The following is a 24,830-nucleotide window of genomic DNA, read 5'->3' on the forward strand; positions in this document are numbered from 1 at the left end:
TCATCCGTTGAAACAGTCGCTCGGGATAGCGAGCGGCCGCCGCCTTGGCCACCCCCGCCCTTTTCAAAAACCGCCGGTCCTCTTTCGAGGACCGGCGGCCCGGGCCTTCGGCGCGTGCGACCTGTACCGAGGCCGGAGCGATCGACCCAACTCCCTGGAAGTTGATCTGGTGACGGGCCGGCGGTTCCCGGATACCCTGGGTGAAATCCCCCTTCGCCAGAGATAGGCTGACGGCTCGTCATCGCCGCAGGAACAAAAGTGCAATGCCTAATCCCAAGGACGAGGAGCCCAATCGCCGCGCGGTGTTCACCATTACCGGAGCCGCGCTGGCCGCGCCGCTGCTGGCGGACCAGGTCAGAACGCTGACCCGGCCCAATCCTGCTCCCGAAGACTCCCCTCTTCGTCCCGGGATCGGAGATGGATCACGTGATGGCGGCCCTCTCATGCCGTCGCAATTTACGGGAACCCCCGAGCAGCGGCTTCTCCGGGCCATTACTGAAGCTGGCGTCGACCGCGATGGCGGGCTTGGGCACATGATCCAGCTCCCACGCGGCGAAATCGAAATCGCCGCGCCGTTCAACTGCGTGAACCGGGTTTCGATTGTTGGAATGAACAAGCGCGGCACGGTGCTCAAGGCTGTGTCCGGGTTCTCGGGCGACTACATGGCGACGGCCGAAAACGGCAGGATCAGCACGTTCGACAATGCGTTGGAACGCCTCACCCTGCACTGCAATCACGTCGCGGGACTGGGCGGCGTCGTCGCGGACGCATGGCAGGAAGGGGGAGGACTGCGGAAGGTGCTGATCTACGCCTTCACCACCAATGGCGTCCATATCAGGAACGGATATGGCGGCGCGGCCACTTGCCTGATCGAGGATAGCGAGGTCATGGGCTCGGCCCGCGACGCCGCCAAATGCGGCATCTACGTTGAAGAGGTCAGTTCCATCGGAAACTTCGTGCTTCGCGTGGTCAACACCACCGTCGTCGGCGGCGGCCGCGGGTTTGAAATGCCCCATGGCATCTACTTCGAGAACGACAGTTCCATTTGTGAGGCGGTACATTTTGAGGACGTTACCTCGGCCATCTACCTTGATGGCGTCGGCCATCATGTGCTGATCGGCTGCACGGGCGCGAATACGGTCGAAAATCTCGTGGAAATCGCCCCGACCTTTACCGGCTCCCTCACGATGCAGGGATGCATTCGGGGCGGGGCCACCAATCTCGTCAAGGACAACCGGGCCGGCGGCCTTGGAACCGTCTTCTATGACACGCCTGTTACGATACAGCCGGAGCCGCCGCTGGCCATTGGGGCCAACGTTGCGGGCGGAAGTTTCGACGGGTCGCTGGCGAGACCGACCACAGACGCGTGCTTTGGAACCACCAGCATCACCCGAAACTCGACGGGGAGCTACAACATCTCCCTGTCTCGCAGCGCGCCGAGAGGGGCGAGCTTCACGGTATTGGCCTCGTCCAACTACCCCGGCGGGTCCGTACAGTGTGATCTCGGCGGGGTCGGCTTTGTGAGACTGACCGTGCGCAATGTGGCAGGGAATGCGGTGAACGCGAACGAGGTCAAATTCCTGGTCGTTCGGGTGACGTGACCGGAATGAATCGACATTCTCCGCATCCAGATCATATGCGTATCTGGCGAGCTCTACTCCCGGTCAGTGATCTGGTTAGGTGAGCTGTCACAGGCGTGGTGGACGCGATTCAGGCCTCCGCCCGGTTCCGCACCAGTTCCTCCACCACCCCCGGGTCCGCCAGCGTGCTCGGCCAGATGCCGGTCGAGGCAGTTCCAGGCCACGTTGAGGACGCCGTCCTCGAACCAGCGGATGCGGAAGTCCGCCTTGTCGAATGACACGTCCTTAATGCGGGTCGGGGCGGTCACCCATTCGAGGCGGCGCGCCTGCTCGCGCCAGAAGGCGTCGGGCGTTTCACGGGCGGAGGTGCGGGCGGCCTCCCAGGACGCATGGTTCATGCGCGCGCGCTGCGCCCATTCGGAGGGTACGGGATAGAGGTTGGGGTCGGCTTGTGTGGACATCTGTGGGCAATCCTGGAAAACAACCCGCAAAACTCGGGGGCCTCAATACATGTGTTGGCCGCCATTTATGCTCAATGTCGACCCGGTGATCTGACCGCTCTCCTCATGGCAGAGATAGGCTACGGCGGAGGCGACCTCCTCGGGCCGGCCGAGGCGTTGGGTGGGGATCCGGGCCATGATCTGCTCAAGGATTTTCGCCGGAATGGCCGTCACCATCTCCGTGTCGGTATAGCCTGGAGCGACGACGTTCACGGTGATTCCGGCCCGCGCACCTTCCTGCGCCAGCGCCTTGGTCAATCCCTGGATGCCCGCCTTGGCGGCGGAATAGTTGACCTGGCCGAACTGGCCCGCCTGTCCATTGATCGAACCGATGTTGACGATCCGGCCCCAGGCCCTAGCCTTCATCTGGGGGAAGACAGCCTTGCACATGTTGAAGCAGCCGCCGAGGTTCGTACGGATGACCTCGTTCCACATCTCGGAGGACATATTGGTGATTGAGGCGTCTCTCGTGATGCCGGCGTTGTTCACAAGTATGTCGATGGGGCCCAAGCGTTCTACGACGGCGGCGACACCGGTCGTGCAGGCGTCCGCGTCCGCAACATCCCACCGAAACACGGGAATACCAGTTTCGGCGTAAAATCGCTCGGCGTTGCTAACCTCTCCGCGATAGTTGGCGGCGACCTGAACCCCCTGTCGTTGTAACGCTAGGCAGATCGCGGCCCCGATCCCCCGACTTCCTCCGGTTACCAGCGCCGTGCGGGTCATTTGCGTCCGGTTCCAGAGGGGTTCGCGGTCCCCGTGATCCGTAATTCGCGCATCCTCGATCGGCAGAGCCAGAATTCTGTCATGCGACCAGTCAATCTCCCAAAATTCGTATCGTCAACTCGCGGTCCCTGGCGGGGTCGCAATACCCTCAGAGGCATCCAGGTCGACGTCTTTCCGATCCCGGACGAACAGGAACCCCACCACGACCGTGACCAGCGCCACCACCACCGGATACCACAGGCCGTAGTAGATGTTGCCCGTGGCCGCCACCATAGCGAAGGCGGTGGTCGGCAGGAAGCCGCCGAACCAGCCATTGCCGATGTGATAGGGCAGGGACATGGAGGTGTAGCGGATGTTTGTCGGGAACATTTCCACCAGCGCCGCCGCGATCGGGCCGTAGACCATGGTCACATAGAGGACGAGTAGGAACAGGATGGCGACGACCATGGGCCTGTTCACGAGGGCGCTATCCGCCTTGGCGGGGTAGCCGGCGGAGGTCAGGGCGGAACCCAGGCTGGCCTCCCATTTCGTCTTGCGGGCGGTGAAGTCCGGGCGGGGCAGGGCGGCTCCGACGAAGCTCGGGACCACCACCACCCCGATCCGGACTTCGGCCGTCGATCCAGCCGGGGCGGCGACGTTGGCGTAGGTGACACCCGCCTTGGCCAGATACGACTTGGCCAGATCGCAGGAGCTGTCGAACACGGTCTTGCCGACGGGATCGAACTGCAGGGCGCAGTCGGCGGGATCGGCGTGGACACTGACGGGCGCCGTGGCGGTCGCGGCGGCCAGCTGCGGGTTGGCGGCCTGGGTCAGGGCGTGGAACAGCGGGAAGTACGTCAGCGCCGCCAGCAGGCAGCCGGTCAGGATGATCGGCTTGCGCCCCACCTTGTCCGACAGCCAGCCCCAGAAGACGAAGAAGGGCGTGGCCAGAAGGAGGGCGGTCGCGATCAGGATGTTGGCCAGCGGTCCGTCGACCTTCAGCGTCTTCTCGAGGAAGAACAGGGCGTAGAACTGGCCCGTGTACCAGACCACCGCCTGTCCGGCCGTCAGCCCGATCAGCGCCAGCAGCACCAGCTTCAGGTTCGGCCAGCGGGCGAAGCTGTCCTTCAGCGGAGTCCGCGATCCGCGCCCTTCGGCCTTCATGCGGGCGAAGGCCGGGCTTTCGGCCAGCTTCAGCCGGATCCACAACGAAACGCCCAGCAGCAGGATCGAGACGAGGAAGGGGATGCGCCAGCCCCACTCCTTGAAGGCCTCTTCGCCGATCGCGGTGCGCACGCCGAGGATGACGAGCAGGCTCAGCATCAGGCCCGCGGTGGCGGTGATCTGGATGAAGGAGGTGTAGAAGCCGCGCTTTCCGGGCGGCGCATGCTCGGCGACATAGGTGGCCGCTCCCCCATACTCGCCGCCCAGCGCCAGACCCTGCACCAGCCGCATGGCGATCAGGATGGCCGGAGCCGCGACGCCGATGGCCGCATAGGACGGTAGAAGGCCGACGACGAAGGTCGACAGTCCCATCAGCAGCATGGTGACCAGAAAGGTGTTCTTGCGCCCCCACAGGTCGCCCAGACGGCCGAAGAAGATGGCTCCGAACGGCCGCACCGCGAACCCCGCGGCGAAGGCCATCAGGGCGAAGATATAGCCGGTGGTCTCGTTGACGCCCGAGAAGAACTGGCTGGTGATGATCGCCGCCAGCGACCCGTACAGATAGAAGTCGTACCACTCGATCACCGTCCCGACCGACGAGGCCAGGATGACCAGACGGTCGTTGCGGTCGACGGTGTGTTCGGCCGCCTCGGTCATGCGTCCTCCCCAGGGTGCGGGATGAACCTGAAGGGCGAAAGCGGCGGTGTCGAGGGGCGGATATAGCCCGGCCATATCCCGCAAGGGCGCGGAACGAGGCGTTTGCGTCATCCGCGGCGTTTGCCCGAGCGGCGGTTCGTTCTTGCGGTTCCGTTGCAGTTCAAACCCGCGGCTGCCGTCACTGCAACTCGATCAGATCCTCCAGATCGGCGCGGACGCTTTCGGCGGTGGGACGGCGGCCGGCGCCGCGGCCGGCTGCGGTGAAGGTCCGGTCGTCCGCCAGCGTGACTCGCAGCGCATTCGCTTCGTCGGGCAGCGCCGCGAACAGGGCGTCGCCGTCCACGGCTTCGAAGGCCACACCGGTCCGGCCCGAAGCGACGTCGAGTCGGGCGATCTGACGGACGCGGCCGGCGGGCAGGACCGCGTCGGCGGACAGGGTCTGGCGCGAGACAGCCTCGATCCGCAGCGGCCGGCCCAGTCCCTCATGGGCGAGGATGGCCAGCTTGGCGGCGGCGTCAAGGCCGCTCAGATCGGCGCTCGGGTCCGCCTCGGCGAAGCCGGCGTCGCGGGCGGCGGTCAGGGCGTCGTCGAAGGCGCCGCCCTCGGCCAGGCGGTTGAGGATGAAGTTGCAGGTGCCGTTCAGCACCGCCTCGATGCGGACGATCTCGCCCTGCGCGGCGGCGCGGCGCACCGTCTCGATCAGGGGCGCGCCGCCGCCGACGCTGGCGGAATAGAGCAGGCGCGCGCCGGCGTTGTCGGCCAGAGCCGTCAGGCCGGGCAGGTCGCCGCCGATCGCCTGTTTGTTGGCGCTGACCACATGGACGCCGCGCGACAGGGCCGCACGGATCAGGGCCAGGCCCGTCGAGGCGTCGGAGATGGCCTCGACCACCACGTCAGGCTCGCGCGCCAGCAGGGCGGCGGGATCGGACAGCGCCAGCCCGGAAGGAATAGCCACATCGCGCGCCTTGGCCGGGCCCCGGACCAGCACGCCGACCACCTCGAACCGGGGATCGGCCAGCAGGCGCGGCAGGACGCCGCCCCCGACCACACCGCATCCGGCCAGGGCGACGCGAAGGGGCCGGCCCGGCGCCGCCGGGCTAAGTTCGGGGGTGCTGTTGGACCCGGCGACGATGGCCACGCCCGCGCCGAGCAGGGCGTCGCCCGGAGCGGGGCGGATCGCGCCGACCCCGATGGCGTCCAGCGCCTCGACCAGACGCGCGGGAGCCTCGGCCCCGCCGCAGGCGACCGCGACGACCCGGCGGCCTCGCCGGACCTGACGGTATACGGCGGACGCGGCCTCGACGGGGTCGGTCAGGTCGAGCTGCAGCAGGGCCACCGGCTCGTCGGCGACGGGGGAGGAGACGTCGTCGGCGGCCGGGGTTCGGATCAGGGGAAGGGCGGTCATCTCAGGTCCTCAGGCGGCGTGGGCGGCGAGGGGGGCAACGAGCGGCGCCGCGGCGGGAACGAGGGCGAGCGCCGCCGACAGGTCGGCCAGCAGGTCCTCGGGATGCTCCAGCCCGATCGACAACCGCAGCAGGCCGTCGGTGATGCCGGCGGTCTCGCGCGCCTGGGGCGTCATGGCCGCATGGGTCATCAGGGCCGGATGGGCGATCAGGCTTTCGACGCCGCCGAGGGACTCGGCCAGGGTGAAGACCTCCAGCCTGTCGACGAAGGCGCGGACGGCCTCGATGTCGTGCAGTTCGAAGCTGAGCATGGCGCCGAAGCCGGCCTGTTGCCGCGCGGCGACGGCGTGGCCGGGATGGGTCTTCAGGCCCGGATAGTGGACGGCGCGCACGGCCGGCTGCTGCGCCAGCCATTCGGCCACGCGGCCGGCGGTCGCCTGTTGCCGCTCGATGCGGGCGAACAGGGTGCGCACGCCGCGCAGCGTCAGATACGCATCAAAGGGCGAGCCGGTGACGCCGAGACAGTTGGCCCACCAGGTCAGCCGCTCCAGATCGGCCGGATCCTTCGCCACCACGCAGCCGCCGACGACGTCGGAATGGCCGTTGATGTATTTGGTCGTAGAATGGATCACCAGATCGGCGCCGAGGGCGAGCGGCTGCTGCAGGGCGGGCGACAGGAAGGTGTTGTCCACCGCCGCCTTGCAGCCGACGGCATGGGCGCGGGCGCAGATGTCGGCCACGTTCACCACCCGCATCAGCGGGTTCGACGGCGTCTCGATCAGGATCAGTTTCGGCTTCAGGGCGAGGGCGGCGTCCAGCGCGGCGCGGTCGTTCTGGTCGACGAAGCGCACGTCGAAATGACCGCGTCCGGCCCGGGCGCACAACAGACGGTGGGTGCCGCCGTAGAGGTCGTGCGGGGCGATCAGCAGATCTCCCGGCTCGAGCGGGAACAGGGCCAGATCGACCGCCGCCATGCCGGTGGCGGTCACAACGGCGCCGCAGCCGCCTTCCAGCTTCGCCAGGGTTTCGCCCAGCACGTCGCGGGTCGGATTGCCCGACCGGGTATAGTCGTAGCGTCGTTTTCCATCGAGGCCGTCGAAGCTGTAGTTCGACGACAGATAGAGCGGCGGCATCACTGCGCCGTGCGCCGGGTCGCTGTTCACGCCGTGGCGCGCGGCGGTCGTACAGGGATGGGCTTGAGCGGGGGCGGTCATGCGGCGATCTCGCTGGGCTGGAGGGCGGTGAGGGGAGTGAGGACGTCGTGCAGGACGCGGCCGATCAGCTCGCGCTCCTTCAGGAAGGCGTCGTGGCCGAAGACGGAGGGCGCTTCGATCAGGCGTCGCAGGTTCGGGACGCGCGCGGCCAGTTCGCGGCTGTCGGCGATCGGAACCAGGGCGTCCGAGGTGACGCCGACGACGGTCAGGGGGCAGCGGACGGCCTGCGGATCGACGCTGTGGCGGTCCAGCGAATCCGACAGGCTGATCCAGCGGTCGGCGCTGGTCGCCCCGGCATAGTCGGCGCCCCGGGCGATCAGATAGTCGCAGACCGGCCAGGGCCCGCCGGCCGCCGGGGGCGGAGTCTGGCTGAAGCGCAGGGCGAACTCTTCGGCGGTGCGATAGGTGGTCATGGCCAGCTGGCGGGCGAGGGCGACCCCCTCCGCCTCACGGCCGCAGTCGCGGGCGAAGGCCAGCAGACGGCGCTGCACTCCGCGCCAGGCCGTCGCCGCCGGATGGGCCCGATGGGCGGCCGAGATCACCGCCAGTTCGCCGATCCGCTCCGGGAAGGCCGCGGCGAAGGCCAGGCCGATGCAGCCCCCGTACGAGGCGCCGACGAAGGCGTCGATGCGCGGCGCGTCCAGGGCGTCCAGCAGCAGGGCCAGCAGCCGCGCCTGATCGTGGGTGGTGATGGTGACGCCGGGCTCTTCGCGGCCGGGCGCCAGGTCGAAGGCCAGAACGCGGACGCGGTCCAGGTCGACGGGCCCGCCGGCCTTGACCGCCCACGGCCACCAGCACGTCGCGAACCGGCCGTTGGAGATGCCGCCCGCGACGACGACCAGCGGGCCGCCGTCGAGGCCGTGGATCCGCCCGACAACCTGCGTCGCCGCCAGCCGCTGCCCCGACTCCAGCCGGAAGTCGGCCGGAATGAGAGCGTGGACGTCCCGCCCCGGCGTGTCTTCGGTGGTTGCCTTGGTGGACGCCACGGTCCGCTCCGGTCTCGCTCAGCGAAACCGATGGGGCGAACCAATTCCTTGCGTGACAGACCCGTGAAGTCAGTCGGTCCCCGGACGTGAGGGGACCGTCGCTTCACTCATCTCTCGCGGCTTCCGAAGAGGCCTCGCAGGAGTTGGCACCATCTCCAGGATCGGGTGGATCCTGGAAGGTTGCCCCGGCGTCAAAGGGCCTATCCCTCAGCCGGTCTTGATGAGTGCCCTTACGTTGGCGGACACATCATCAGCCGTCAATCCTGTTGTTGCCAAGGCTACGAAAGGGGCCTCCAGGCCCCCGTTCCGCGGACAGTTCGATATTTGACGGGGCTCGAATTGATCGCCGACTTGAAGGCGAAAATTAAATTCGCTTGATTGTGAGGACTGCGGACTGGCTCACCCCGGCGCTCCACCTCTGGACAACAGCGGGTGCTCCGGCCTACCTAGGCGTGCCTCACTAACCTCTCAAAGATGCGGTTGATGCGAGCAGCATCCCAGGATCGAAGCTTTACCCATGCGATTTTTTCTCTTGTTCCTTGCCGCGGCAAGTCTGGCCGGATGTGGAACGCAGGGTCCAGCGGGATTCAGTTCAGCTGGAACCATCGATCCGCAGCAGTTCATGGCCGCTTCGTCGGGGGCGGAGGCCAGCGGTTATCGCATCGGTCCTTCCGACAAGCTTTCCTTGACGGTATTCCAGGTTGAGGATCTGTCGTTCGAAGAGATTTTTGTCGACGCGTCCGGGAAGCTGCAGCTGCCGCTGTTGGGGTCCGTTCAGGCAGCCGGATTAACACCGGCCGAGCTCTCAACGGATCTGGAGAGAAGGCTGGGGGAGAGATATCTTCGAAATCCCCGAGTATCCGTCTCGGTTTCCGAAGCCGCCAGCCAGAAGATCACCGTTGATGGCGCCGTGATGAAACCCGGGGTCTATGAGATGCGTGGGCGCACGACCCTGTTGCAGGCGGTCGCCATGGCAGAAGGCGGCACCCGGATCGCTGACCTGCGAAAGGTCGCCGTCTTCAGGTCCGCCGAGGGACGGCCGATGGTCGCTGTGTTCGACCTCGCCGCCATCCGTCGCGGTGAGGCTGCGGACCCGATCGTACTCGGCGACGATGTCGTTGTCGTCGACACCTCTCGCCTGAGCGCAAGGTACAGAGACATTATTGAAGTTCTGCCGGGACTGGCGGTCTTCGCCTACCTGTAAAGGCGGCGCTTGGCGGCGGGATGTGAAAGGAAGGGGCGGTCTGCGGGCCGCCTCCTCTTTCGTACACTCCAGCGGTCGGTGAAGGGTTCCGCGGCGGCACGGCGGTTCCCGGGACATCTCCGGAGGACAGTCAGGCAATAACGTCACCCGGCGCGCATCCATCGACGCTCACGCCTGGTTACAAATGCCGCTGGTATAATGTGGCCTCGCGCGGTCGCAGGCGTGGAGTGCCCGTTTGCGCTGGCAGGATGGAGCGTCGCGCGGGATGGGCTTGAGCGGGGGCGGTCATACGGCGATCTCGCGTGAACTGGAAAGACGACTGGCGCGCCATCAGATGCCATGCGTCCCGGGGAGCGCGATAATGGATCAGCGCGACTCTTGGCCGGCGGGTCGCTCTCCGGCGACGTGCATTTGGCGGCTGCGTCACTGGCATTGTTCGTCCGCGGCCGGAACGGCCGGAGCGCCAAAGGTGCTTTGAGAGGGCTTTTCCGGAGGCGCGCCGTTCGTTGGTGCAGGTTCGGCAAATTCGGTTAGACTCTGCTCATGCGGTCAGATCTGGACCATCTCCCGGAGCGTCAGCAGCGCGAGCTTGAGCGGGCTCGCGACACGCTGCTCGCCGGTTTTGAGGCCGCCCGGAACGGCGGTGGAGGCGGAACCCAGGAGTGGCGTCGCGGTGGGATGGTGCTGAAGATCATCCTCTTCGGATCATATGCGAGAGCCGACTGGGTCGATGAACCGGAGAACGGATACCTCTCAGACTTCGATCTGCTGATCGTCGTCAGCCATGAGAAGCTGACCAATATCGCGGACTACTGGTGGAACGCTGAAGACCAGATCCTGCGCGATCCGACGATCGGCCGGACGGTGAATATCATCGTCCATGACTTCGAGGAGGTGAATGGCGCTCTCAGACGGGGCGAGTACTTCTGGACCGACATCGTCCGCGATGGGGTTACGCTTTATGATGTCCCCGGTCATCCGCTAGCCGTACCGTTACCGATGACGCCGGTGGACGCTGTCGCTGCAGCGGAGCGTTTCGCGGAGTCGAAGCTCATCGACCTAGCTGGCTGGCTTGAGGACGCCGGAAGCTGGGTGCGGCGAGCGTCGGAAGGGCAACACGCCCGGAAACGCGCCGCTTTCCACCTCCATCAGGCCGTCGAGACCGCCTATGCTTGCTTCCTGCTTGTCCACACATTTTACTTTCCACGTTCCCACAACATCAAATTCCTCCGCTCGCTGGCCGAAGACGTCGACACGCGCTTGGTCGAGGCTTGGCCGCGCGCGCAGCGCGCCGACCGCCGCCGTTTCGAACTGCTGAAACGCGCTTATGTGGAGGCTCGCTACAGCGATCAATACGACGCCTCACCGGAGGATCTGCAATGGCTGATGGAGCGGGCGCGGCGACTGCGGGATATCGTTGCTGATCTCTGCGAGAGCCGCGCCGCCGAACTGAAAGCAAAGGCTGGAATCACACTCACTTGAGAGTTTGAGCGCTGAACCAGCGGTCCGCAGTATTATTCCGGCGAGACTGCGCGAATGGGCGTGAGCCAACTGACCAGGATGCGATGGTCGTCCAGCCAAACGCGTCGCCAAGGGCTAGGCTGACGAACGTGACCGCGCGACCCGAAGGCTTGGATGGAAGGATGGGGACTTATCACAGACCCAGTTCGGCGCCCATGTTCCGAACGCTTCGGAAGCTGACCGTTGCGTTCTGAACCACGGCGTTCATGGCTTTGCCCCGGCAGGCCTCCATTCCCGGGGTCCATTGGAGAAGATGATAGGCGCTCTTGCCCTCGAGCACCGCGTAGGGTGATCCGGCGACGTGCACCCGTTTGACATATACGCCAGCGGTGCTCTGGCCCTCGCTTGTCAGGAACACCGGCTTGCCAGTCCGCTCCAGCGGCTCGAACACCGATTTGACTTCCATGGCCCAGAGGCGGTGCACATCGGCGTCCGAAAGCAGCAGGGGTTCGCCCGCTCCCAGGCCGGTCATCCGGAGCCGCTTGGCCCGCTCGGTCAGGGCCGCCGTAACGGCCTCGCCAAAGGGACCTGACAGATGAGGCCTGTCGGGTTTGGCCATCAAACGATCGAGCCAGGTAAGCCCCGGGGATCGGACTTGATCCTCAAGCTGCCTGTCATCCAGGACCCGTACCGAGATTTCCGACGGACCCCATAAGGCCCTTTCAACTTGGCCGGCGCGGTCGCAATAGTCGTCAGGTATCGAGTAGCGTCCATCGCCCAAGGCTTTGCAGGCCCCCTCCAGACTCATCGCCTCTGCCCGGCTGTGGTGGAAACCTATAAACTTGGGCCAGTCATCCGGCCGCGCTTCTGCGTGGTCGGCTCTCGACCAGACGCCGCCCCGTTCCGCTGCGATTTCCGCAATTGTCTGATCTGAAGGTCGAACGCCCCGGACGGCTCCCACAGCCTCTATCACAGCGCCCGTCGGGATCCGATCAAGGCACATCGCCGCTCGCGCGTCCCGGACAAGTATATGGCCCAGGTTTCCGTCAAGGCCATCAATCACGAGGGCCTGAGAGCCACTGGTGCAACGCCCCATCGGCCGCACCCCCACAAAGGCTCCGGCGAAATGCTCGCCCGGCTCCAGAGAGATGGCCCGCATCCGAGAGCCGTCGCCAGACAAATTGCTGTCTCTCAATATCTTGGCCGATGCGAGCTCCCGGTAATCGCGTTGTGCTGCCTTGCGAAGGATTGTCCGCAGATCAGGTGGTATTTCCCAGGCAGCCGTGCCCGCGGCACGAGCCCAACCTTTCCTCTCAAGGTAAACGAGTCTCCGAAGCGCGTCCGGGCGGTGTGGCCCCGGGAGCCCCGACGCTTCCACCCGGCCGTCGGACGCCGCTTCCATGAGGATGAGATCCAGATCCGTGAGACGATCAGCCTGAATAGTGGGCTTCGGCGTACGCTCTGCTCTCGGTCCGAGCAGCTCGGTCGCTACCCCCTCGGCCGCATTTTTCAGGCCCCCGCTCAGATAGTCGCCCGTTAGCCGCAGGTCCCGCCCGTCTGGCGTGCGGTCCCGGAGCAGCAGGTGCAGATGGGGGCGACCGGTGTCGTGATGGCCGGTCCCGATCCATTCGATCGGCGCCCCGACGTCTCGCTCCACCCTCTGCACGAACTGGCGCGCATATGTCTTCAGGTCACCGAGCTCGCGGCCGTCTTCCGGGTTGACCATGAGGCGATAGTGCCCGGGGTGTTCCTTGCAACGGCTAATAAAAGCTCGGGGGTCGACGTCGCTGCTTCCGGCGTCGAAAAACCGGGCGGCTCCGCCGTCCTGTTCCACCCCTTCACGGGTCAGGTAACCGAGGTGGTAGGCAAGCGCCTTCCTTGCTCCGGTTCCAGAGAGCATCTTGCGCCATACAACGACGACCTTGCGTTGCTGCAACACAACGGGTCTTGCCGAGCGAATGCCGGGCGCTTTTCGTGTCGATGCGAAATGGCGAGCGATGACACGAGCAGAGGCGCCATCCGCGAATCCATCCACGCGCGGGGCGGCCTCGTGAGCGCTCTCCCGGCGGGCGGAAAGCCGGGGTTCGAAGTCCGCCGGGCCGGGGTCAAGCGGTATGGGCATGGACGCTCCCTGCCAAGCCATCCGATCGTTTGGTTCGCACCCGGAAATGCCTCCCGACAGCACCGCCGCTTTCGAGTGCGCCTGCAGATCGCCGCGGTCCGGGCCGGCTGCGATCGTCTGCGTGAGAATTTCCCGCGACCGCGATCATCGCGGATTCTCCATGGGCCGGCAGTCGCGGGCCGTTCTCGCGCCACGCCCCGCGGTCAGCGCGAGGTAACAGTCCACGACGTTGATGACATAGGCGCGGGTCTCGGCGATCTCCGGAACACGGCCGAGCCGGGCTACGCGGGCGGGCCCGGCGTTGTAGGCGGCCAAGGCCAGGCGCAAATCGCCGAAGCGGAGCAGCTGGCGGGCCAGATAGTCGGCGCCGCCTGAAAGGTTCTGCTCGGGGTCGAACCGGTCCCGCACGCCGAGGGCGGCGGCTGTCCCGGGCATCAACTGGGTAAGCCCGCCCGCCCCCGCCGGAGAAAGAGCGTCGGAGCGGTAGCCCGACTCGACGATGACCAAGGCGTGCAGGAGCTTCTCGTCGAGACCATGCCGGCGGGCGGCGGCCCCGATTGCTTCCATGAACGGTTGCGACAGGGGCTCCAGTCGAGGCGGCGGCGGGGATGCGAGGTTTGGTGAGACAGCAAGGCCCGTGACCGGCTGAGCCCCGGTCCGCTCGAACAGGTCGCCGCCGGCGTCGCGCCAGTCGATGGCCTGGGCCGAAGCCTGACCGCCCGCGAGAGCAAAAATCAGGCCGGCTATGAGGAGTTTCACCATCTGACGCTCTCCTGAAACACCCCCTCCACGTCCCGCACGCGGACGGGCCCGAAATACCGGCTGTCGAAGCTGGACGGCGTGTCGCCCAGCAGGAAAACCTCTCCGGCGCCGAGCGGCCGGCACTCCTCCCACGCAGGGAGCGCCACGCCGCGCCGGTCACGGTCAAGGAGGGCGACGGTTCTCGACGGGGTGCGAACCCGCCCGTCCTCGTAACAGACGAGATCGCCGTGGACGGCGGCCACCCGTTTGATCAGCCGCACCTCGGGGGGCATCCCGAGACCGGCCAGATAGGGTAGGGCGAGAGGAGGCTGGGGCGCGACGACCACGGCGCCGACCGCGACCGAGGCTCCAGGACGGCGCAGGTAGAGTCCGCGAGGAAGACTTGGGCTCTCGTTTACGAAGGCGAGGGTCGGCGTCTGATCGGCGACCAGACCCAGGCCGGTCAGGGCCCCGATGGCGCTGGCGAGGACTGCCCAGGGGCGGCGGCGGTTTTTCACGCAAGCGCTCATGGTCGGTAGGGCTCCAGAATCAGGTCGCGGGTGATCATCACCCGCACGGGCGCGCCGGGCCGCAGCCGGATAGACGGACGCACCTCAAGCTCCCGCTCGATCAGACGGCCGCCGACCTGGGACCCCTGGATCGCGGCCGCGTCGCCGGCGTCGCCCAGGAGGCCGCCTGACGCGCGCCCATCGTCGTCCCGCGCGATCTGTCCCAGGGTCGTGATGGCGCCGGCGAACAGGGTTCCCACCAAAAGAGGCAGGATCCGGCGATCAACCTGCCCCCGAACTCCCACCGCGCCCTGGGCGTCTACTCCGGGCTCGCCGGTCAGGATCAGGCTCTTGCCGTTGGGCAGGATCATCCGGTCCCAGATCAGAAAGGCGCGGCGGTCTCCGTAGGCTCCGGCGCCCTCGTGCCGGCCGATCATGCGCGTGCCCTGGGGCAGCACCAGATGGCGGCCGCTGACCGTGTCGAAAACGTTCTGGGAAACCGCGGCCACGACAGGCCCCTCCCGAGCGGTGTCGATCCCGGTCAGAAGCACGGCCGGAATGATCGCTCCGGCCTTGAGCTCATAAGGCGACAAGGGAGCGGTCAGGGTGTGACCGTTGTACATCGCCCCCGGATCTCCCGGGGCCGGGCGGCCGGGATCGACCTCTCCCGGCGTCCCGGGCGCGCTTTGCGCCGTCGGGGCGACGTCGAAGAACAGGCCCGATCGGGCCGCCAGTTCCCGGGGTGTCAGCGTCCCAGGCCTCGCGTCGTTCGCACCGGGTGCGGCCCGGTAACCGCCGCCGCCCGACCCGTACCGCGGTCCGGTCGCCGCGCGAGCCGCCGGATCGGTCGCCGGCGTCGGATCGACGTCGCCGGCCCCTCGGGGAGGCGGCAGTCGGTCGTAGGTGGCGGGCTGGTCGGTGACGGCCTCCGCAGGACGCACGACGCCGCGAGACCGGTCCTCCCGCGCCTCGACGGCGCGCGCCCGGGCGCTTTCGCGCAGTTCAGGCTGAACCACAAACGCCCAGGTCAGGGAACCGGACACCAGGACCGCCCCGCCGATGACGATCGTCTGGACCACCGATTTGCGCAGTCGGGTCGCCGGCGGACGGGGCGCTCGCATCGACAGGCCCGGCGGCGGTTCCTTCGCCGGGGTTCCGGGCCCGTCAGCGGCGGCCTCGGCGTCGATCGGTCCGGCGGGATAGCCGTTCGGCGTCAAACGAGGTTCGACGGTCATCGGGCGGCTCCCCGCAGGCGCTGGATACGGACGACCTGCGGGCGGCGATCACCCAGCCGGAGCTCGGCGCGGTCGAACACGCGGTCGACGATGTAGAGTCCCTCTGACTGGCGGTAGTTGACCATCTGGGCCTCGCCGTCGGGGGCGACGACGAAGAGGGCGGGCGCTTCGTCGATCTGCAGATCGGCGTCAAAGGTGATGAAGGTGCGCTGTCCGTCGTTGAACACTGAGGTCGGCGTCCAGCGCGGCCGACGCCCTCGCGGCTCGATCCGGTAGCGGGCGTCTAGCGGTCCCTGCGGCGCGGCGACCGGATCCGGGATCCGGATCTCCCCGTCGTGTCCGGGCGGCCGATCCGCCAGGGTCTCCGCGGGCGCCGCGTCCCAGGCGACGGCGGCGTTGAAGCTGTCTGCGTCGCCGCTCCTGAGCTCCAGAAAATAGACCCGGCGGCTCGTCGTCAGGACGAGGTTGGTTTCCAGCCCGCGCTGAAGCGGTTTGAGCAGAACATGGGTCCGCTCGCCGGCGCCGGCGCCCGAGGTCGTCTCGCCGATCTGCCAGCGAACCGTGTCTCCGGCGGCTTTGGAAACGACGGTCTCGCCCTCGCCCAGCGTCAGGGTGGTCACCCTCAAGGGCGCGGTCCAGACCTCGAACACGCGACCGGGCGACCAGGCGAAGATCTGGACACCGCCGACAAAGCTGTCCGCGCGCGAAGCGGCGCGGGCCTCGGCGTTGGCCGCCGCGATGGCGCGACGTCCTGTCCCACCCGAAGCGGGTTCTTGATGACCGGCTTCATACGTCTCCACCACCGGTGCGGGCGAGGCCGAGGGGCGCCCGCGATCGGAAACCCGTGCGGACAGCGGCCCAGGATCCGACCCGGCGTTCCGCACAGGATCCAGGACATGAACCGATGAAGGACCGGAGCCGGACGCAGATGCGGAGACGAATGCTGAACCGAGGGCGTTTGCCTCTTCGTCTCGTAAGGAAACACCTGGAGCCGCGAGGGGAAGGGACGCCGGACCGTCGGCACGGGCGTGGACAGCGTGCGCCTCGACGGCAGGCGTCGCAGCGTCCCGCCCGAAGGTTGCGCAGCCCGACAGGCCGAGGCCTGCGCAGGTCAGGATCAGGAGGCGTCGGGCGTCCATGAGATGTCCTCGATTTTCAGTCCAAGGGGGTTCTTCATCAGTTCGGCTTCGGTGCGCGGGGCCTGGAGACCCGTGGTGATGAGGGCGCGCCACCGCTCCACGCCAGCCTGCTGGCCGTTGACGAAGCGGGTTTCACGCCATTGCAGGTCGTAGGTGCGCTCGGTGCGCCGCACGACGTTCAGCACCTCCACATTGACCGCCTCGCGCCCGACCTCGGCGAAGGGGTCGTGGCTCGAGGCCCAGGCGTTCAGGAAGCCGGCCGCCCTGGGGGTCAGCAGGTCATAGGCCGCCAGCCAGTTCTGGCGGATGACGATGGGGTCGATCGACTTGGAGCGGACGTCGCGGATCCAGCCCGCGAGCGCATGGCCGATCTGGGCCTCGGTCGGCTCGTAGCGCCCTCCGATGGCTGTGATCCTCTGGGTCTGGCCGAGGTCAGACACCTCCACGATGAAGGGTTTGACGACGGCCCGATCGGCCTGGACCCACCAACCTGCGCCGAGGAAGGCCGCCAGGGCGAGGTTGGCGACGGCGATGCGGCGCCAGTTGCGGGCGTGAGCGAGCGACAGGCCCATCCGGTCGTCCCAGACCTGGCCGGCGCGCTGGTAGGGCGTGGTGTCAGGCGCGGACGTGAGCGCTCGCCTCGGCCGAAAGAAGGGGTGCATGGTCAGGACTCCTCGGTCTTGAGATTGGGAGACAGGACGCCGCTGCTTTCGCCGGAGGGCAGCAGGCTCCGGCCGGCGTTGGCGACGAAGAAGGCCTGGAGCGCGGCAGACCGGCCAGCTGGCCGCGGCGGTCTGGCCGCCGCCGGTCCCGTCGCGGTCTGGCGGGCGGCCGAAGAGGCTCCGGCGGCCGCCCCGGAGACGGGCTCGGGCGAGCCGCCCGCTGCGGAGCCGCTGAGTGGCGACGAGGGGCCCGCGGGACCCGAGGAGGGTTTGGACGCGCCAGGAGCGCGGCCGGACGACGGCGGAGGCGACGGCGAAGGCGACGACGGGCGCGACGGGGAGGGCGATGAGGGCATTGATGAAGGCGGCGATGGGGGACGGCCCGAGTTTGCGCCGGCCGCGGCCTTCGCCGGCGCCGCCATCCGCGCGGCGGCCCCTGCGGCTGCGGACCCCGCTCCTGCGATCCCCGCACCCGCCAGGGCGCCCGCGCCGCCAACCGCCAGCGCGCCAGTTACCGCCGAGCCCGCCCCCAGAGCCGGACCACCGGTGACAAGGGCGGCGGCCAGATTGGGGATGAACAGGGCCAGCATGGCCAGCAGGATTGCGGCGACCAGGATGCTCAACGCCTCGTAGATGTCGGGATTGGCCGAGGGCTGGAGCTGATCGAAGATCGTCCGGGCGCCGGAGATCACGAGGGCCAGGGCCAGCACCTTGAGGCCGGATGAGACAACGTAACCGAGCGGCCGCTCGGCCAGGAAGGCGGACTTGTTCCAGATGCCGAAGGGCAGCAGCACGAAGCCGCCCAGGGTGACGATCTTGAACTCCAGCAGGGCGACGATGATCTGCAGGGCGAGGACGGCGAAGGCCAGCATGATGCCGATCATGGCCAGGCCCAGGATCAGGGCGTCCGACATGTTGCCGACCACGTCGAGCGGGTTGTCGACCGGCGCCGGGGTCTCGCCGAGCGCCTTCACGATCTCCCAGCCCTGGGCGAGAATGGCTCCGGGATTGAGGAAGTCGGCACGGCTCAGCGAGCCGCCCCCGGCGGTCAGGCCCAGTTCGATGAAGCCCGCATAGATCGTCTCGGACAGCTGCTGCCAGTCGTTGATCAACCAGGCGAAGGCTCCGATCAGGAGCACCTTGCCGAAGCCCGAGGCCAGCACCTCGCGGTTGGATGACAGGGCCCACTGGATGCCGGTCAGGGCGACCACCAGCACGATGAGAAGGCCGAACACGCCGTTGACCGCGCCCTGCAGGGCGTCGAACCCGGCCGAAATGGTGTTGGAGAACACCACCATCAGCTCATTGGGGGTTTCCGGCCCGACCGACATCGCCGCGCCTCCTCAGTCCCGCGCGTGGGCGAAGGGATCAAAGGCGGGGGCGGCCGGCGTGGTCGCCGACCGCGACCAGCGCCGACGGCGGGCCTCGTCTCCGGCGGTCCGGTCGGCGGCCTCTCGCGCCGTCTGTTCGGCCAGCAGGCGCGACTGGGCCAGCATGATGGTCCGCAAGGCCGCCAGATCTTCCGCCAGGACCGCCAACATCTGGTTGGAGGACTGGATCGCCGCGGTCTGGCCCGACGCGGTTTCGCTGGCGGAAAGGGCGCCGGTCAGTCTCTGTCCGCGTTGCTGACCAAGCCGTTCGAGTTCGGCCGCGGTGCGCGCGACGTCCTCGGCCGTCCGTCGCGCGTTGGCGGTCCGGGCGCGGCCCTGTTCGAGCAGGCGCAGGATGTCCGACCCGGAGACATCATCGGGATAGAGAGACCGGAACTGCTGCTCCAGCCCCTCGGCCGAGGCGGCGATGCCGCGGGCGGTCCGGGCCAGCTCGGCCATGTCCCGCAACGACTGGCTGTTGCCGGCCAGATGGCTGTAGGGCGAGGCGGCCAGGCTGCGGGCCTCGTTGGCCAGACTCTCCAGCTGGCGCGCCGCCTGCAGGGCGTTCTCGATATGGTTGCGCGGGTCGAACACGACCTGCTGGGCCGGAACGGGGGCGGCGACGGCCAGGAGGCTGACCGCGGCGAGGCCGGCGGTCAGGATACGCAGCGGCCTATTCGGCCGCGAGCGGATGGGCGAAGGCGTCGAGGACGGCGTCGACATTGTGCACTCCCTTGGCTTTGAGGAATTCCCGCGCGAAACCGTCCCGGCCGACGGCGTCGGATCCGGTGCGGGCGAGGATGGCGTCGATGAGGGTCTGGTCTTCGGGCGCGCCGGCGCCGCACAACGCCAGCGCCACGCCGGTCAGCCGCAAATCAAAAAGCCTGCGGCCGCGCGGCTGGCGCCAGTAGTAGGCGCGCTTGGGCGTGGCGAAGGCGATGAGCTCCAGCTGGCGGCGGTTCAGGCCGAAACCCTGGTACAGGGTCGCCGAGGCGGGCTCCATCGCCCGGGGGTTGGGCAGGAAGACCTGGGTCGGACAACTCTCGATCAGACTGGACGCGATCGTCGAGGCCGCGACATCGTCGAGCGACTGGGTCGCGAACACGACCGCCACCCGCTTCTTGCGCAGGGTCTTGAGCCATTCGCGAATCCTGGCGGCGAAGGCCGTCTCGCCCAGGAACAACCAGGCTTCGTCCAGAATGAGCAGGGTCGGGCGACCGTCGAAGCTGCGCTCCAGATGGTGGAACAGGGCCGACAGGACCGGCGCGACCGCCGAAGGGGTCGCCATCAGCGATTCAAGCTCGAAGGTGTCGAAGCGGCTGGGCTTGAGGGTCTCGCCTTCACCGTCGAGAAGCGCGCCATGCGGCCCCTTCAGCGTCAGGGGCTCGAGTGCGGCGGCCACCGCCCTGTCCTGCACCAGGGCGCAGAACACCGTCAGGGTGCGCTGCGGGACCGGCGCTTCAGCGAGCGCGGCGAGCGCGGCCCAGATCTCCTCGCGGACCCGGGGGACGGGATCGAGCCCGGCCAGGCGCACCGTCTCGGCGATCCATTCCGAGGCCCAGGCCCGCTCGATCTCGTCATCGATCCCCGCCAGCGGCGGGAGCGAGAAGCGGGCCCCGGGTTCGAGCGCTCGCCACACTCCGCCGGCCGCCAGGGTGGCCGCGCGCGCCGAGCGCCCCTTGTCGAAGAAGACGACCCGGGCGCCGGGGTAGCGGAACCATTGCAGGGCGAGGAAGGACAGCAGCGCGCTCTTGCCCGAGCCCGTGGGCCCCACGACCATGGCATGGCCGACATCGCCGACGTGGAGCACCAGGCGGAAAGGCGTCGATCCCGTCGTCCGGGCGGTCGCCAGCGGCGGTCCGTCCAGGCAGGCGTCCGCCGAGGGACCGGCCCACACCGCCGAGACCGGCAGAAGGTCGGCCAGGTTCAGGGTGGAGACCATGGGCCGCCGCACGTCCGCATAGGGTTCGCCGGGCAGGGACCCCAGCCACGCCTCGACAGCGTTGAGATCCTCGATCCGGGCCAGCAGGCCCTGGGCGTTGAGCGCCGCCTCCACGGCGCGCGCCTTCGCGGCCGCCTTGTCCTCCGTTGCGTCGAGAACGGTGACCGTCAGGGTCAGATAGCCGAACGCGCAGGCCTCGGCGCCCAGGGCGCTCAGGGCGCCGTCGCACTCCTCGGTCTTGGCGGCCGCGTCGGTGTCGAGGAGCGGGATTTCTTCCCTGGTGATGGCCTCGCGCAGCAGGACGCCGACGCCCTTGCGCTTGGCGAACCAGCGCTTCCTCAGCTTGACGATCTCGCGTTCGGCCTCGGGCTTGTCGAGGCCGATCCACCGGGCCGTCCAGCGATATTCGAATGGCAGGGCGCCAAGCGCGTCGAGCAGGCCGGGCCGGGTCACCGACGGCAGGCCCCGGACGGAGACGACCTTGAGCCAGCGGTCGCCGAGACGCGGGGCGACCCCGCCGGTGAGGCCCGCGTCCGCCAGCCAGGCGTCGAGATAGATGGGCTGATCGGGGGCGGCGACCGCGAAGGCCCGGGGCGAGACGCAGTCGTGCAGCCAGGTCAGGAGTTCGTCGTCGGCCAAGGCCGCGATTTCCGGCAGGGCGTCGGACAACAGATCCAGAGTGGTGGCCGCTTCACGTGCGAAGGCGGTCAAGACCTGGCGCCAGTCGGCTCCGCTCCTGGCCAGGCCATCGAACAGCCAGCGCTCGATCCGCCGGGTCTCGTCGGCCGGGGGCAACCAGGTCAGGGCCAGCCGGAAGTCGGTCTCGAAAGCCGGTTCGGCGTCCTCGAAGCGGTCGCGGCGCTCCGCGTCGAGCAGCCAGGCCGCGTCGATGTCGAAGTCGCTTTCGGGATAGGGGGCGGCTTCGCGCCGGCGGGCTTCCATATGCAGGCACCAGCCGGTGCCAAGGCGCTTCAGCGCATTGTTGAGCCGGGCGCGCACCGCCATCAGTTCGTCCCCCGTCGAGGATTCCAGGTCAGGACCCCGGAACCGGAAGGCCGTTGTGAATGAGCCGTCCTTGTTCAGGACCACGCCGGGCGCGACCAGGGCGGCCCAGGGCAGATGATCCGCCAGGGCGGCGGGGCGGCGGCGGTGTTCGTCAAGAAAACGCATCTCCGCCTCACGCGTCCAGATGGGCGGGCAGCGCCAGATGACGCCGCAGGACATCGAAGAACCGGCGGTCGGCTCGCGCGGCCCACAGGCCGATGGCGTGGGCGACCGCCCACCACAGCAGGCCGAGCCACCAGATGCGAAGGGCGAGACCCAGGACCATGGCGATCGTGCCCATGACGATCGCATAGTCACGGGGCATGCCGGCCATCAGCACCGGCTCGGCCAAGGCCTGGGCCACGGGCAGGTCCCAGCCTTCGGCCCGGGCGTCCGGAGCGCCGGTCATCAGCCGATTTCCATTCCGCCGGCGAAGCCGAAGAAGTCCAGAAAGAAGGTCGAGGCCGCGAAGGCGATCGACAGGCCGAACATGATCCCCAGACCGCGCCGCATCGACGACCCGTTCTCGCTCATGGCGATCCCGGCCCCGAAGACGACGACGGCGACAACCGCCGCGGCCTGGACGACGGGACCCGTGATCGACGCCACCACCTGCTGTAGCGGCCCTTCCCAGGGCATTCCGGAACCGCCGGCCAGCGCGGGCCCGGCGACCGTCAGGCTACAGAAGGCCAATGCGCCGCAAAGGCGGCGAACAACGATCTGGTTCATAAGGCGCGTCCTTCGCTGCGAGACTGTTTGCTCTCTCGTTATGCAAGCAAAGCGACGTATTTAGTTGCTGTCAATACTATAAAATACTTGTCTGCCTCAAGTTGTTGGTGACTTGTATTCAACTCGAAAAGACTTGGCTTATGACTTGGATCGAGTTTCGAGCAGGTCGTGAAGGCGCGCGGAATTCCCCAGCGGCCGCGCCGCGCGCGGGGCCGCCGTTGCACGTCCCGTTGAGCCTCCGCCCCAATTTGCTCGCCTTTCCGTCCTGGCGCCGATGGCCGCGAGCCATCCCGGAACGGGTCCGCAGGCGCCCGGCCAGCCGCGGGGTTTGCGATGGATCGGGCGTGTCGGCGCCCGGCGGCGGCGGCGCAGACGCCGTTGAGATCGCCGAACCGGACAAGCGGCGCCGCCCATCCGGGGGCCTCCCTCCGGCGCCCTTCCTTCTCTTCTGGCCGCGCAACGGCTTGCGCGCGGGGGGGGGGGGGGGGGGGGGGCCGGGGCGGCCCCCCCCCCCCCCCCCCCCCCCCCCCCCCCCCCCCCCCCCCCCCCCCCCCCCCGGCCGTGCGCTGCCCAGCGTCAATTGGATATTCTTTAAGCTATCATGTATAGGAGCTTATCCCACAATAAGGTCGCTTATATGCAAGTCAGGAGAGGATTCCCATGTCAACCATCCTGCCGATGAGGGTGCGGAAGGGTCTTCTCAAAATGGGCCGTGACCTGTCGATCGCCCGGAAAAAGCGCAACCTGACGGCCTCGATGATGGCCGAACGCATCGGCGTGGCCGAGACCACCTACTACCGGATGGAAAAGGGCGATCCCAAGGTCGCCCTGGGTAGCTACGCCATGGCCTTTTTCGTCTTGGGCCTCGGCGACCCGCTGTCGAACATCGTCGACGCCTCCCTGGACGATCAGGGCCTCCTGCTCGAAGCGGAACGCCTGCCCCAACGGGTCCGGCGGCCGAAGTCGGAGCGACCCCTGTGAGCCGGACCGTGGACGTCCATATCGGGGAGAACGCCCGTCTGATCGGCCGTCTCCACTACAAGCGGGAAGGAGGGCGCGAGAGCTCGGCGTTCGAATACGCAGACGACTGGCTGAAAGACCCCGAAGGCTTCACCATCGATCCCGGGCTGCCGCGCATCGCCGGGCCCCAGTTTCAAAGGAAGACCGAGGGCGGCTCCGCCTTTCACGGGGCCATCGCCGATACGGAGCCCGACGGCTGGGGTCGGCGGGTGATCAGCCGCGACCACGCCAAGCGCCGGCAAGCGCAACGCCGGAGGGGAGAGGAACCCCCCGCCGCCGCCCTGGACGCGCTCGACTATCTGCTCGCGGTCGATGATTTCAATCGCATGGGCGCCTTGCGCTTCATGCACGAGGGTCAGTTCCAGCGTCACGTGGAGGAGGGGCGCGGGACCCCGCCCCTGATCGAACTCGGCCGTCTGCTCCGGGCCAGCCGCGCGGTGGAGACCAATACCGAGACAGAGGCCGACCTCGCCTGTCTGCGCGGCCGCGGCACCTCCCTCGGCGGCCGCCGTCCCAAATGTTCGATCATTGACGACGACGGGATCCTCTCCATCGGCAAATTCCCCAGCGTGGGGGACGAGCGCGCCGTCGTCGCCGGCGAGGTCCTGGCCCTCGAACTGGCGGCGAAGGCGGGGATCAACGCCGCCAGGGCGAAGCTGATCGAAAGCGACGGCGATCCCATCGCCGTCATCCGGCGGTTCGACCGGGTCGACGGTCTGCGGCTGGACTATATGTCCGCCGCCTCCCTGCTGGGCGCGGACCCCCGGGAGGATCACGCCTATACGGAGATCGTGGACGCCATCCGCATCCACGGGGCCCGGCCGACCGAGGACATCGAGGAGCTTTGGCGACGGATGGCCTTTTCGGTCATGATCAACAACGTCGACGACCACCTGCGAAACCACGGTTTCCTGCACGCGGACAGGGATTTCTGGATCCTGTCTCCGGCTTTCGACGTCAATCCCTTTCCGGACCGCGATCGCGAGCTCAAGACCTGGATTTCCGAGGACGCCGGTCCGGAGGCCACGGTCGACGCGCTGATGTCCGTGGTCGCCTATTTCGGCATGACCCGCGACCGGGCGAAGGCGATCCTGGGGGAAGTCGAGGCCGCGGTGTCCCTGTGGCGCGATCTGGGCGCCAGCCTCGGACTGAGCGGCCCGGAACTGGACGCCTTCGCCCCGGCCTTCGAACATCGCGAGCGCGAGGCGGCGAGGGCGCTCGCCTGAAACCCCGCGAGGCGCTCCGGGCGGCGGATCAATCCAGATCGCCGGGTCCTCAATCCGACTGCCCCCTGAACCTGAATCGCCTGACCCGATGATCTGCTCCCCAGAAACTGGATCACGGGACGTTAGAGTTTTCTGCTGAGATTTCCCTGGCTGGGAAGGAGCGGAAGACCATGAAGGCATCGGCATTTTCGGACGCCCAGAAGGCGTTCATTTTGAA

Annotated in this window: 21 protein-coding genes, 1 pseudogene and 1 riboswitch; of the genes and pseudogenes, 5 read left to right on the plus strand and 17 right to left on the minus strand. The window is 67.8% G+C overall.

Features of this window, described 5'->3' with window-relative positions:
- The first annotated feature begins 263 nt into the window (after positions 1 to 263).
- Positions 264 to 1,601, plus strand: a complete 1,338-nt coding sequence (locus PSV23_RS02305) for a hypothetical protein (protein ID WP_300465896.1) — start codon at positions 264 to 266, stop codon at positions 1,599 to 1,601.
- A gap of 173 nt (positions 1,602 to 1,774) precedes the next feature.
- Here the strand turns inward: PSV23_RS02305 and PSV23_RS17445 are convergent.
- The 6 genes and pseudogenes from PSV23_RS17445 to PSV23_RS02335 form a co-directional block, all read right to left on the minus strand.
- Positions 1,775 to 1,978: pseudogene (locus PSV23_RS17445) on the minus strand (acetyl-coenzyme A synthetase N-terminal domain-containing protein); the annotation flags it as partial.
- 105 nt (positions 1,979 to 2,083) lie between these two features.
- Complete coding sequence (gene phbB / locus PSV23_RS02315) at positions 2,084 to 2,806, minus strand: acetoacetyl-CoA reductase (RefSeq protein WP_300465898.1); 723 nt, start codon at positions 2,804 to 2,806, stop codon at positions 2,084 to 2,086.
- 114 nt (positions 2,807 to 2,920) lie between these two features.
- Positions 2,921 to 4,606, minus strand: coding sequence for an MFS transporter (locus PSV23_RS02320; RefSeq protein WP_300465899.1), 1,686 nt, complete (start codon positions 4,604 to 4,606; stop codon positions 2,921 to 2,923).
- A 178-nt stretch (positions 4,607 to 4,784) separates the two neighbouring features.
- Positions 4,785 to 6,011 (minus strand): Gfo/Idh/MocA family oxidoreductase, encoded by a 1,227-nt coding sequence (locus tag PSV23_RS02325; protein WP_300465900.1) that lies wholly within the window; start codon positions 6,009 to 6,011, stop codon positions 4,785 to 4,787.
- Between the two features lie 9 nt (positions 6,012 to 6,020).
- On the minus strand, positions 6,021 to 7,223 hold the full coding sequence (gene metB / locus PSV23_RS02330) for a cystathionine gamma-synthase (RefSeq protein ID WP_300465901.1): 1,203 nt from the start codon (positions 7,221 to 7,223) through the stop codon (positions 6,021 to 6,023).
- Complete coding sequence (locus tag PSV23_RS02335) at positions 7,220 to 8,209, minus strand: homoserine O-succinyltransferase (RefSeq protein ID WP_300465902.1); 990 nt, start codon at positions 8,207 to 8,209, stop codon at positions 7,220 to 7,222. The genes metB and PSV23_RS02335 overlap by 4 nt, the downstream gene beginning before the upstream one ends.
- A 104-nt stretch (positions 8,210 to 8,313) precedes the next feature.
- Positions 8,314 to 8,436: riboswitch (SAM riboswitch) on the minus strand.
- Between the two features lie 290 nt (positions 8,437 to 8,726).
- Here PSV23_RS02335 and PSV23_RS02340 point away from each other — a divergent pair.
- Positions 8,727 to 9,413, plus strand: a complete 687-nt coding sequence (locus tag PSV23_RS02340; RefSeq protein ID WP_300465903.1) for a polysaccharide biosynthesis/export family protein — start codon at positions 8,727 to 8,729, stop codon at positions 9,411 to 9,413.
- A gap of 543 nt (positions 9,414 to 9,956) precedes the next feature.
- Positions 9,957 to 10,895 carry a HEPN domain-containing protein gene (locus PSV23_RS02345; protein WP_300465904.1) on the plus strand — a complete coding sequence of 313 codons (939 nt, stop codon included), beginning with the start codon at positions 9,957 to 9,959 and terminating at the stop codon, positions 10,893 to 10,895.
- 172 nt (positions 10,896 to 11,067) lie between these two features.
- Here the strand turns inward: PSV23_RS02345 and PSV23_RS02350 are convergent, their stop codons facing one another.
- The 11 genes from PSV23_RS02350 to PSV23_RS02400 all read right to left on the minus strand — a co-directional run bounded on the left by PSV23_RS02350 (position 11,068) and on the right by PSV23_RS02400 (position 22,367).
- Positions 11,068 to 12,996: a DUF3363 domain-containing protein gene (locus PSV23_RS02350; protein ID WP_300465905.1), complete on the minus strand. Its 1,929-nt coding sequence runs from the start codon at positions 12,994 to 12,996 to the stop codon at positions 11,068 to 11,070.
- A 144-nt stretch (positions 12,997 to 13,140) separates the two neighbouring features.
- Positions 13,141 to 13,758 carry a lytic transglycosylase domain-containing protein gene (locus tag PSV23_RS02355; RefSeq protein WP_300465906.1) on the minus strand — a complete coding sequence of 206 codons (618 nt, stop codon included), beginning with the start codon at positions 13,756 to 13,758 and terminating at the stop codon, positions 13,141 to 13,143.
- The gene (locus PSV23_RS02360) at positions 13,752 to 14,255 is read right to left on the minus strand and encodes a S26 family signal peptidase (protein WP_300465907.1); all 504 of its coding nucleotides are present in this window, start codon (positions 14,253 to 14,255) and stop codon (positions 13,752 to 13,754) included. Before PSV23_RS02360 ends, PSV23_RS02355 begins: the two co-directional genes overlap by 7 nt.
- A gap of 8 nt (positions 14,256 to 14,263) precedes the next feature.
- Positions 14,264 to 15,481: a TrbI/VirB10 family protein gene (locus tag PSV23_RS02365; RefSeq protein WP_300465908.1), complete on the minus strand. Its 1,218-nt coding sequence runs from the start codon at positions 15,479 to 15,481 to the stop codon at positions 14,264 to 14,266.
- Positions 15,478 to 16,284, minus strand: a complete 807-nt coding sequence (gene trbG / locus PSV23_RS02370) for a P-type conjugative transfer protein TrbG (RefSeq protein ID WP_300465909.1) — start codon at positions 16,282 to 16,284, stop codon at positions 15,478 to 15,480. Before trbG ends, PSV23_RS02365 begins: the two co-directional genes overlap by 4 nt.
- A gap of 314 nt (positions 16,285 to 16,598) precedes the next feature.
- Positions 16,599 to 17,282, minus strand: a complete 684-nt coding sequence (trbF, locus tag PSV23_RS02375) for a conjugal transfer protein TrbF (RefSeq protein WP_300465910.1) — start codon at positions 17,280 to 17,282, stop codon at positions 16,599 to 16,601.
- A 2-nt stretch (positions 17,283 to 17,284) separates the two neighbouring features.
- The gene (trbL, locus tag PSV23_RS02380) at positions 17,285 to 18,613 is read right to left on the minus strand and encodes a P-type conjugative transfer protein TrbL (RefSeq protein ID WP_300465911.1); all 1,329 of its coding nucleotides are present in this window, start codon (positions 18,611 to 18,613) and stop codon (positions 17,285 to 17,287) included.
- A 12-nt stretch (positions 18,614 to 18,625) separates the two neighbouring features.
- The gene (locus PSV23_RS02385; RefSeq protein ID WP_300465912.1) at positions 18,626 to 19,375 is read right to left on the minus strand and encodes a conjugal transfer protein TrbJ; all 750 of its coding nucleotides are present in this window, start codon (positions 19,373 to 19,375) and stop codon (positions 18,626 to 18,628) included.
- The gene (gene trbE / locus PSV23_RS02390) at positions 19,326 to 21,764 is read right to left on the minus strand and encodes a conjugal transfer protein TrbE (RefSeq protein WP_300465913.1); all 2,439 of its coding nucleotides are present in this window, start codon (positions 21,762 to 21,764) and stop codon (positions 19,326 to 19,328) included. Before trbE ends, PSV23_RS02385 begins: the two co-directional genes overlap by 50 nt.
- A 7-nt stretch (positions 21,765 to 21,771) precedes the next feature.
- A complete protein-coding gene (locus PSV23_RS02395) occupies positions 21,772 to 22,047 on the minus strand; it encodes a VirB3 family type IV secretion system protein (RefSeq protein ID WP_300465914.1) in 276 nt (91 codons plus the stop codon).
- Positions 22,047 to 22,367: a TrbC/VirB2 family protein gene (locus tag PSV23_RS02400; protein ID WP_300465915.1), complete on the minus strand. Its 321-nt coding sequence runs from the start codon at positions 22,365 to 22,367 to the stop codon at positions 22,047 to 22,049. Before PSV23_RS02400 ends, PSV23_RS02395 begins: the two co-directional genes overlap by 1 nt.
- 660 nt (positions 22,368 to 23,027) lie before the next feature.
- Here PSV23_RS02400 and PSV23_RS02405 point away from each other — a divergent pair.
- Both PSV23_RS02405 and PSV23_RS02410 read left to right on the plus strand, forming a co-directional pair.
- Complete coding sequence (locus PSV23_RS02405; RefSeq protein WP_300465916.1) at positions 23,028 to 23,348, plus strand: helix-turn-helix transcriptional regulator; 321 nt, start codon at positions 23,028 to 23,030, stop codon at positions 23,346 to 23,348.
- Positions 23,345 to 24,613, plus strand: coding sequence for a type II toxin-antitoxin system HipA family toxin (locus PSV23_RS02410; protein WP_300465917.1), 1,269 nt, complete (start codon positions 23,345 to 23,347; stop codon positions 24,611 to 24,613). The genes PSV23_RS02405 and PSV23_RS02410 overlap by 4 nt, the downstream gene beginning before the upstream one ends.
- Positions 24,614 to 24,830: the final 217 nt, after the last annotated feature.

Origin of the sequence: Brevundimonas sp., assembly GCF_029946145.1 — a bacterium.
Classification (GTDB): Bacteria; Pseudomonadota; Alphaproteobacteria; order Caulobacterales; family Caulobacteraceae; genus Brevundimonas.

Coding starts and splice junctions, on each gene's coding strand:
- PSV23_RS02305 (WP_300465896.1), top strand. CDS start 264: ATGCCTAATCCCAAGGACGAGGAGCCCAATCGCCGCGCGGTGTTCACC.
- phbB (WP_300465898.1), bottom strand. CDS start 2,806: ATGACCCGCACGGCGCTGGTAACCGGAGGAAGTCGGGGGATCGGGGCC.
- PSV23_RS02320 (WP_300465899.1), bottom strand. CDS start 4,606: ATGACCGAGGCGGCCGAACACACCGTCGACCGCAACGACCGTCTGGTC.
- PSV23_RS02325 (WP_300465900.1), bottom strand. CDS start 6,011: ATGACCGCCCTTCCCCTGATCCGAACCCCGGCCGCCGACGACGTCTCC.
- metB (WP_300465901.1), bottom strand. CDS start 7,223: ATGACCGCCCCCGCTCAAGCCCATCCCTGTACGACCGCCGCGCGCCAC.
- PSV23_RS02340 (WP_300465903.1), top strand. CDS start 8,727: ATGCGATTTTTTCTCTTGTTCCTTGCCGCGGCAAGTCTGGCCGGATGT.
- PSV23_RS02345 (WP_300465904.1), top strand. CDS start 9,957: ATGCGGTCAGATCTGGACCATCTCCCGGAGCGTCAGCAGCGCGAGCTT.
- PSV23_RS02350 (WP_300465905.1), bottom strand. CDS start 12,996: ATGCCCATACCGCTTGACCCCGGCCCGGCGGACTTCGAACCCCGGCTT.
- PSV23_RS02355 (WP_300465906.1), bottom strand. CDS start 13,758: ATGGTGAAACTCCTCATAGCCGGCCTGATTTTTGCTCTCGCGGGCGGT.
- PSV23_RS02365 (WP_300465908.1), bottom strand. CDS start 15,481: ATGACCGTCGAACCTCGTTTGACGCCGAACGGCTATCCCGCCGGACCG.
- trbF (WP_300465910.1), bottom strand. CDS start 17,282: ATGCACCCCTTCTTTCGGCCGAGGCGAGCGCTCACGTCCGCGCCTGAC.
- trbL (WP_300465911.1), bottom strand. CDS start 18,613: ATGTCGGTCGGGCCGGAAACCCCCAATGAGCTGATGGTGGTGTTCTCC.
- PSV23_RS02385 (WP_300465912.1), bottom strand. CDS start 19,375: ATGTCGACGCCGTCCTCGACGCCTTCGCCCATCCGCTCGCGGCCGAAT.
- trbE (WP_300465913.1), bottom strand. CDS start 21,764: ATGCGTTTTCTTGACGAACACCGCCGCCGCCCCGCCGCCCTGGCGGAT.
- PSV23_RS02395 (WP_300465914.1), bottom strand. CDS start 22,047: ATGACCGGCGCTCCGGACGCCCGGGCCGAAGGCTGGGACCTGCCCGTG.
- PSV23_RS02400 (WP_300465915.1), bottom strand. CDS start 22,367: ATGAACCAGATCGTTGTTCGCCGCCTTTGCGGCGCATTGGCCTTCTGT.
- PSV23_RS02405 (WP_300465916.1), top strand. CDS start 23,028: ATGTCAACCATCCTGCCGATGAGGGTGCGGAAGGGTCTTCTCAAAATG.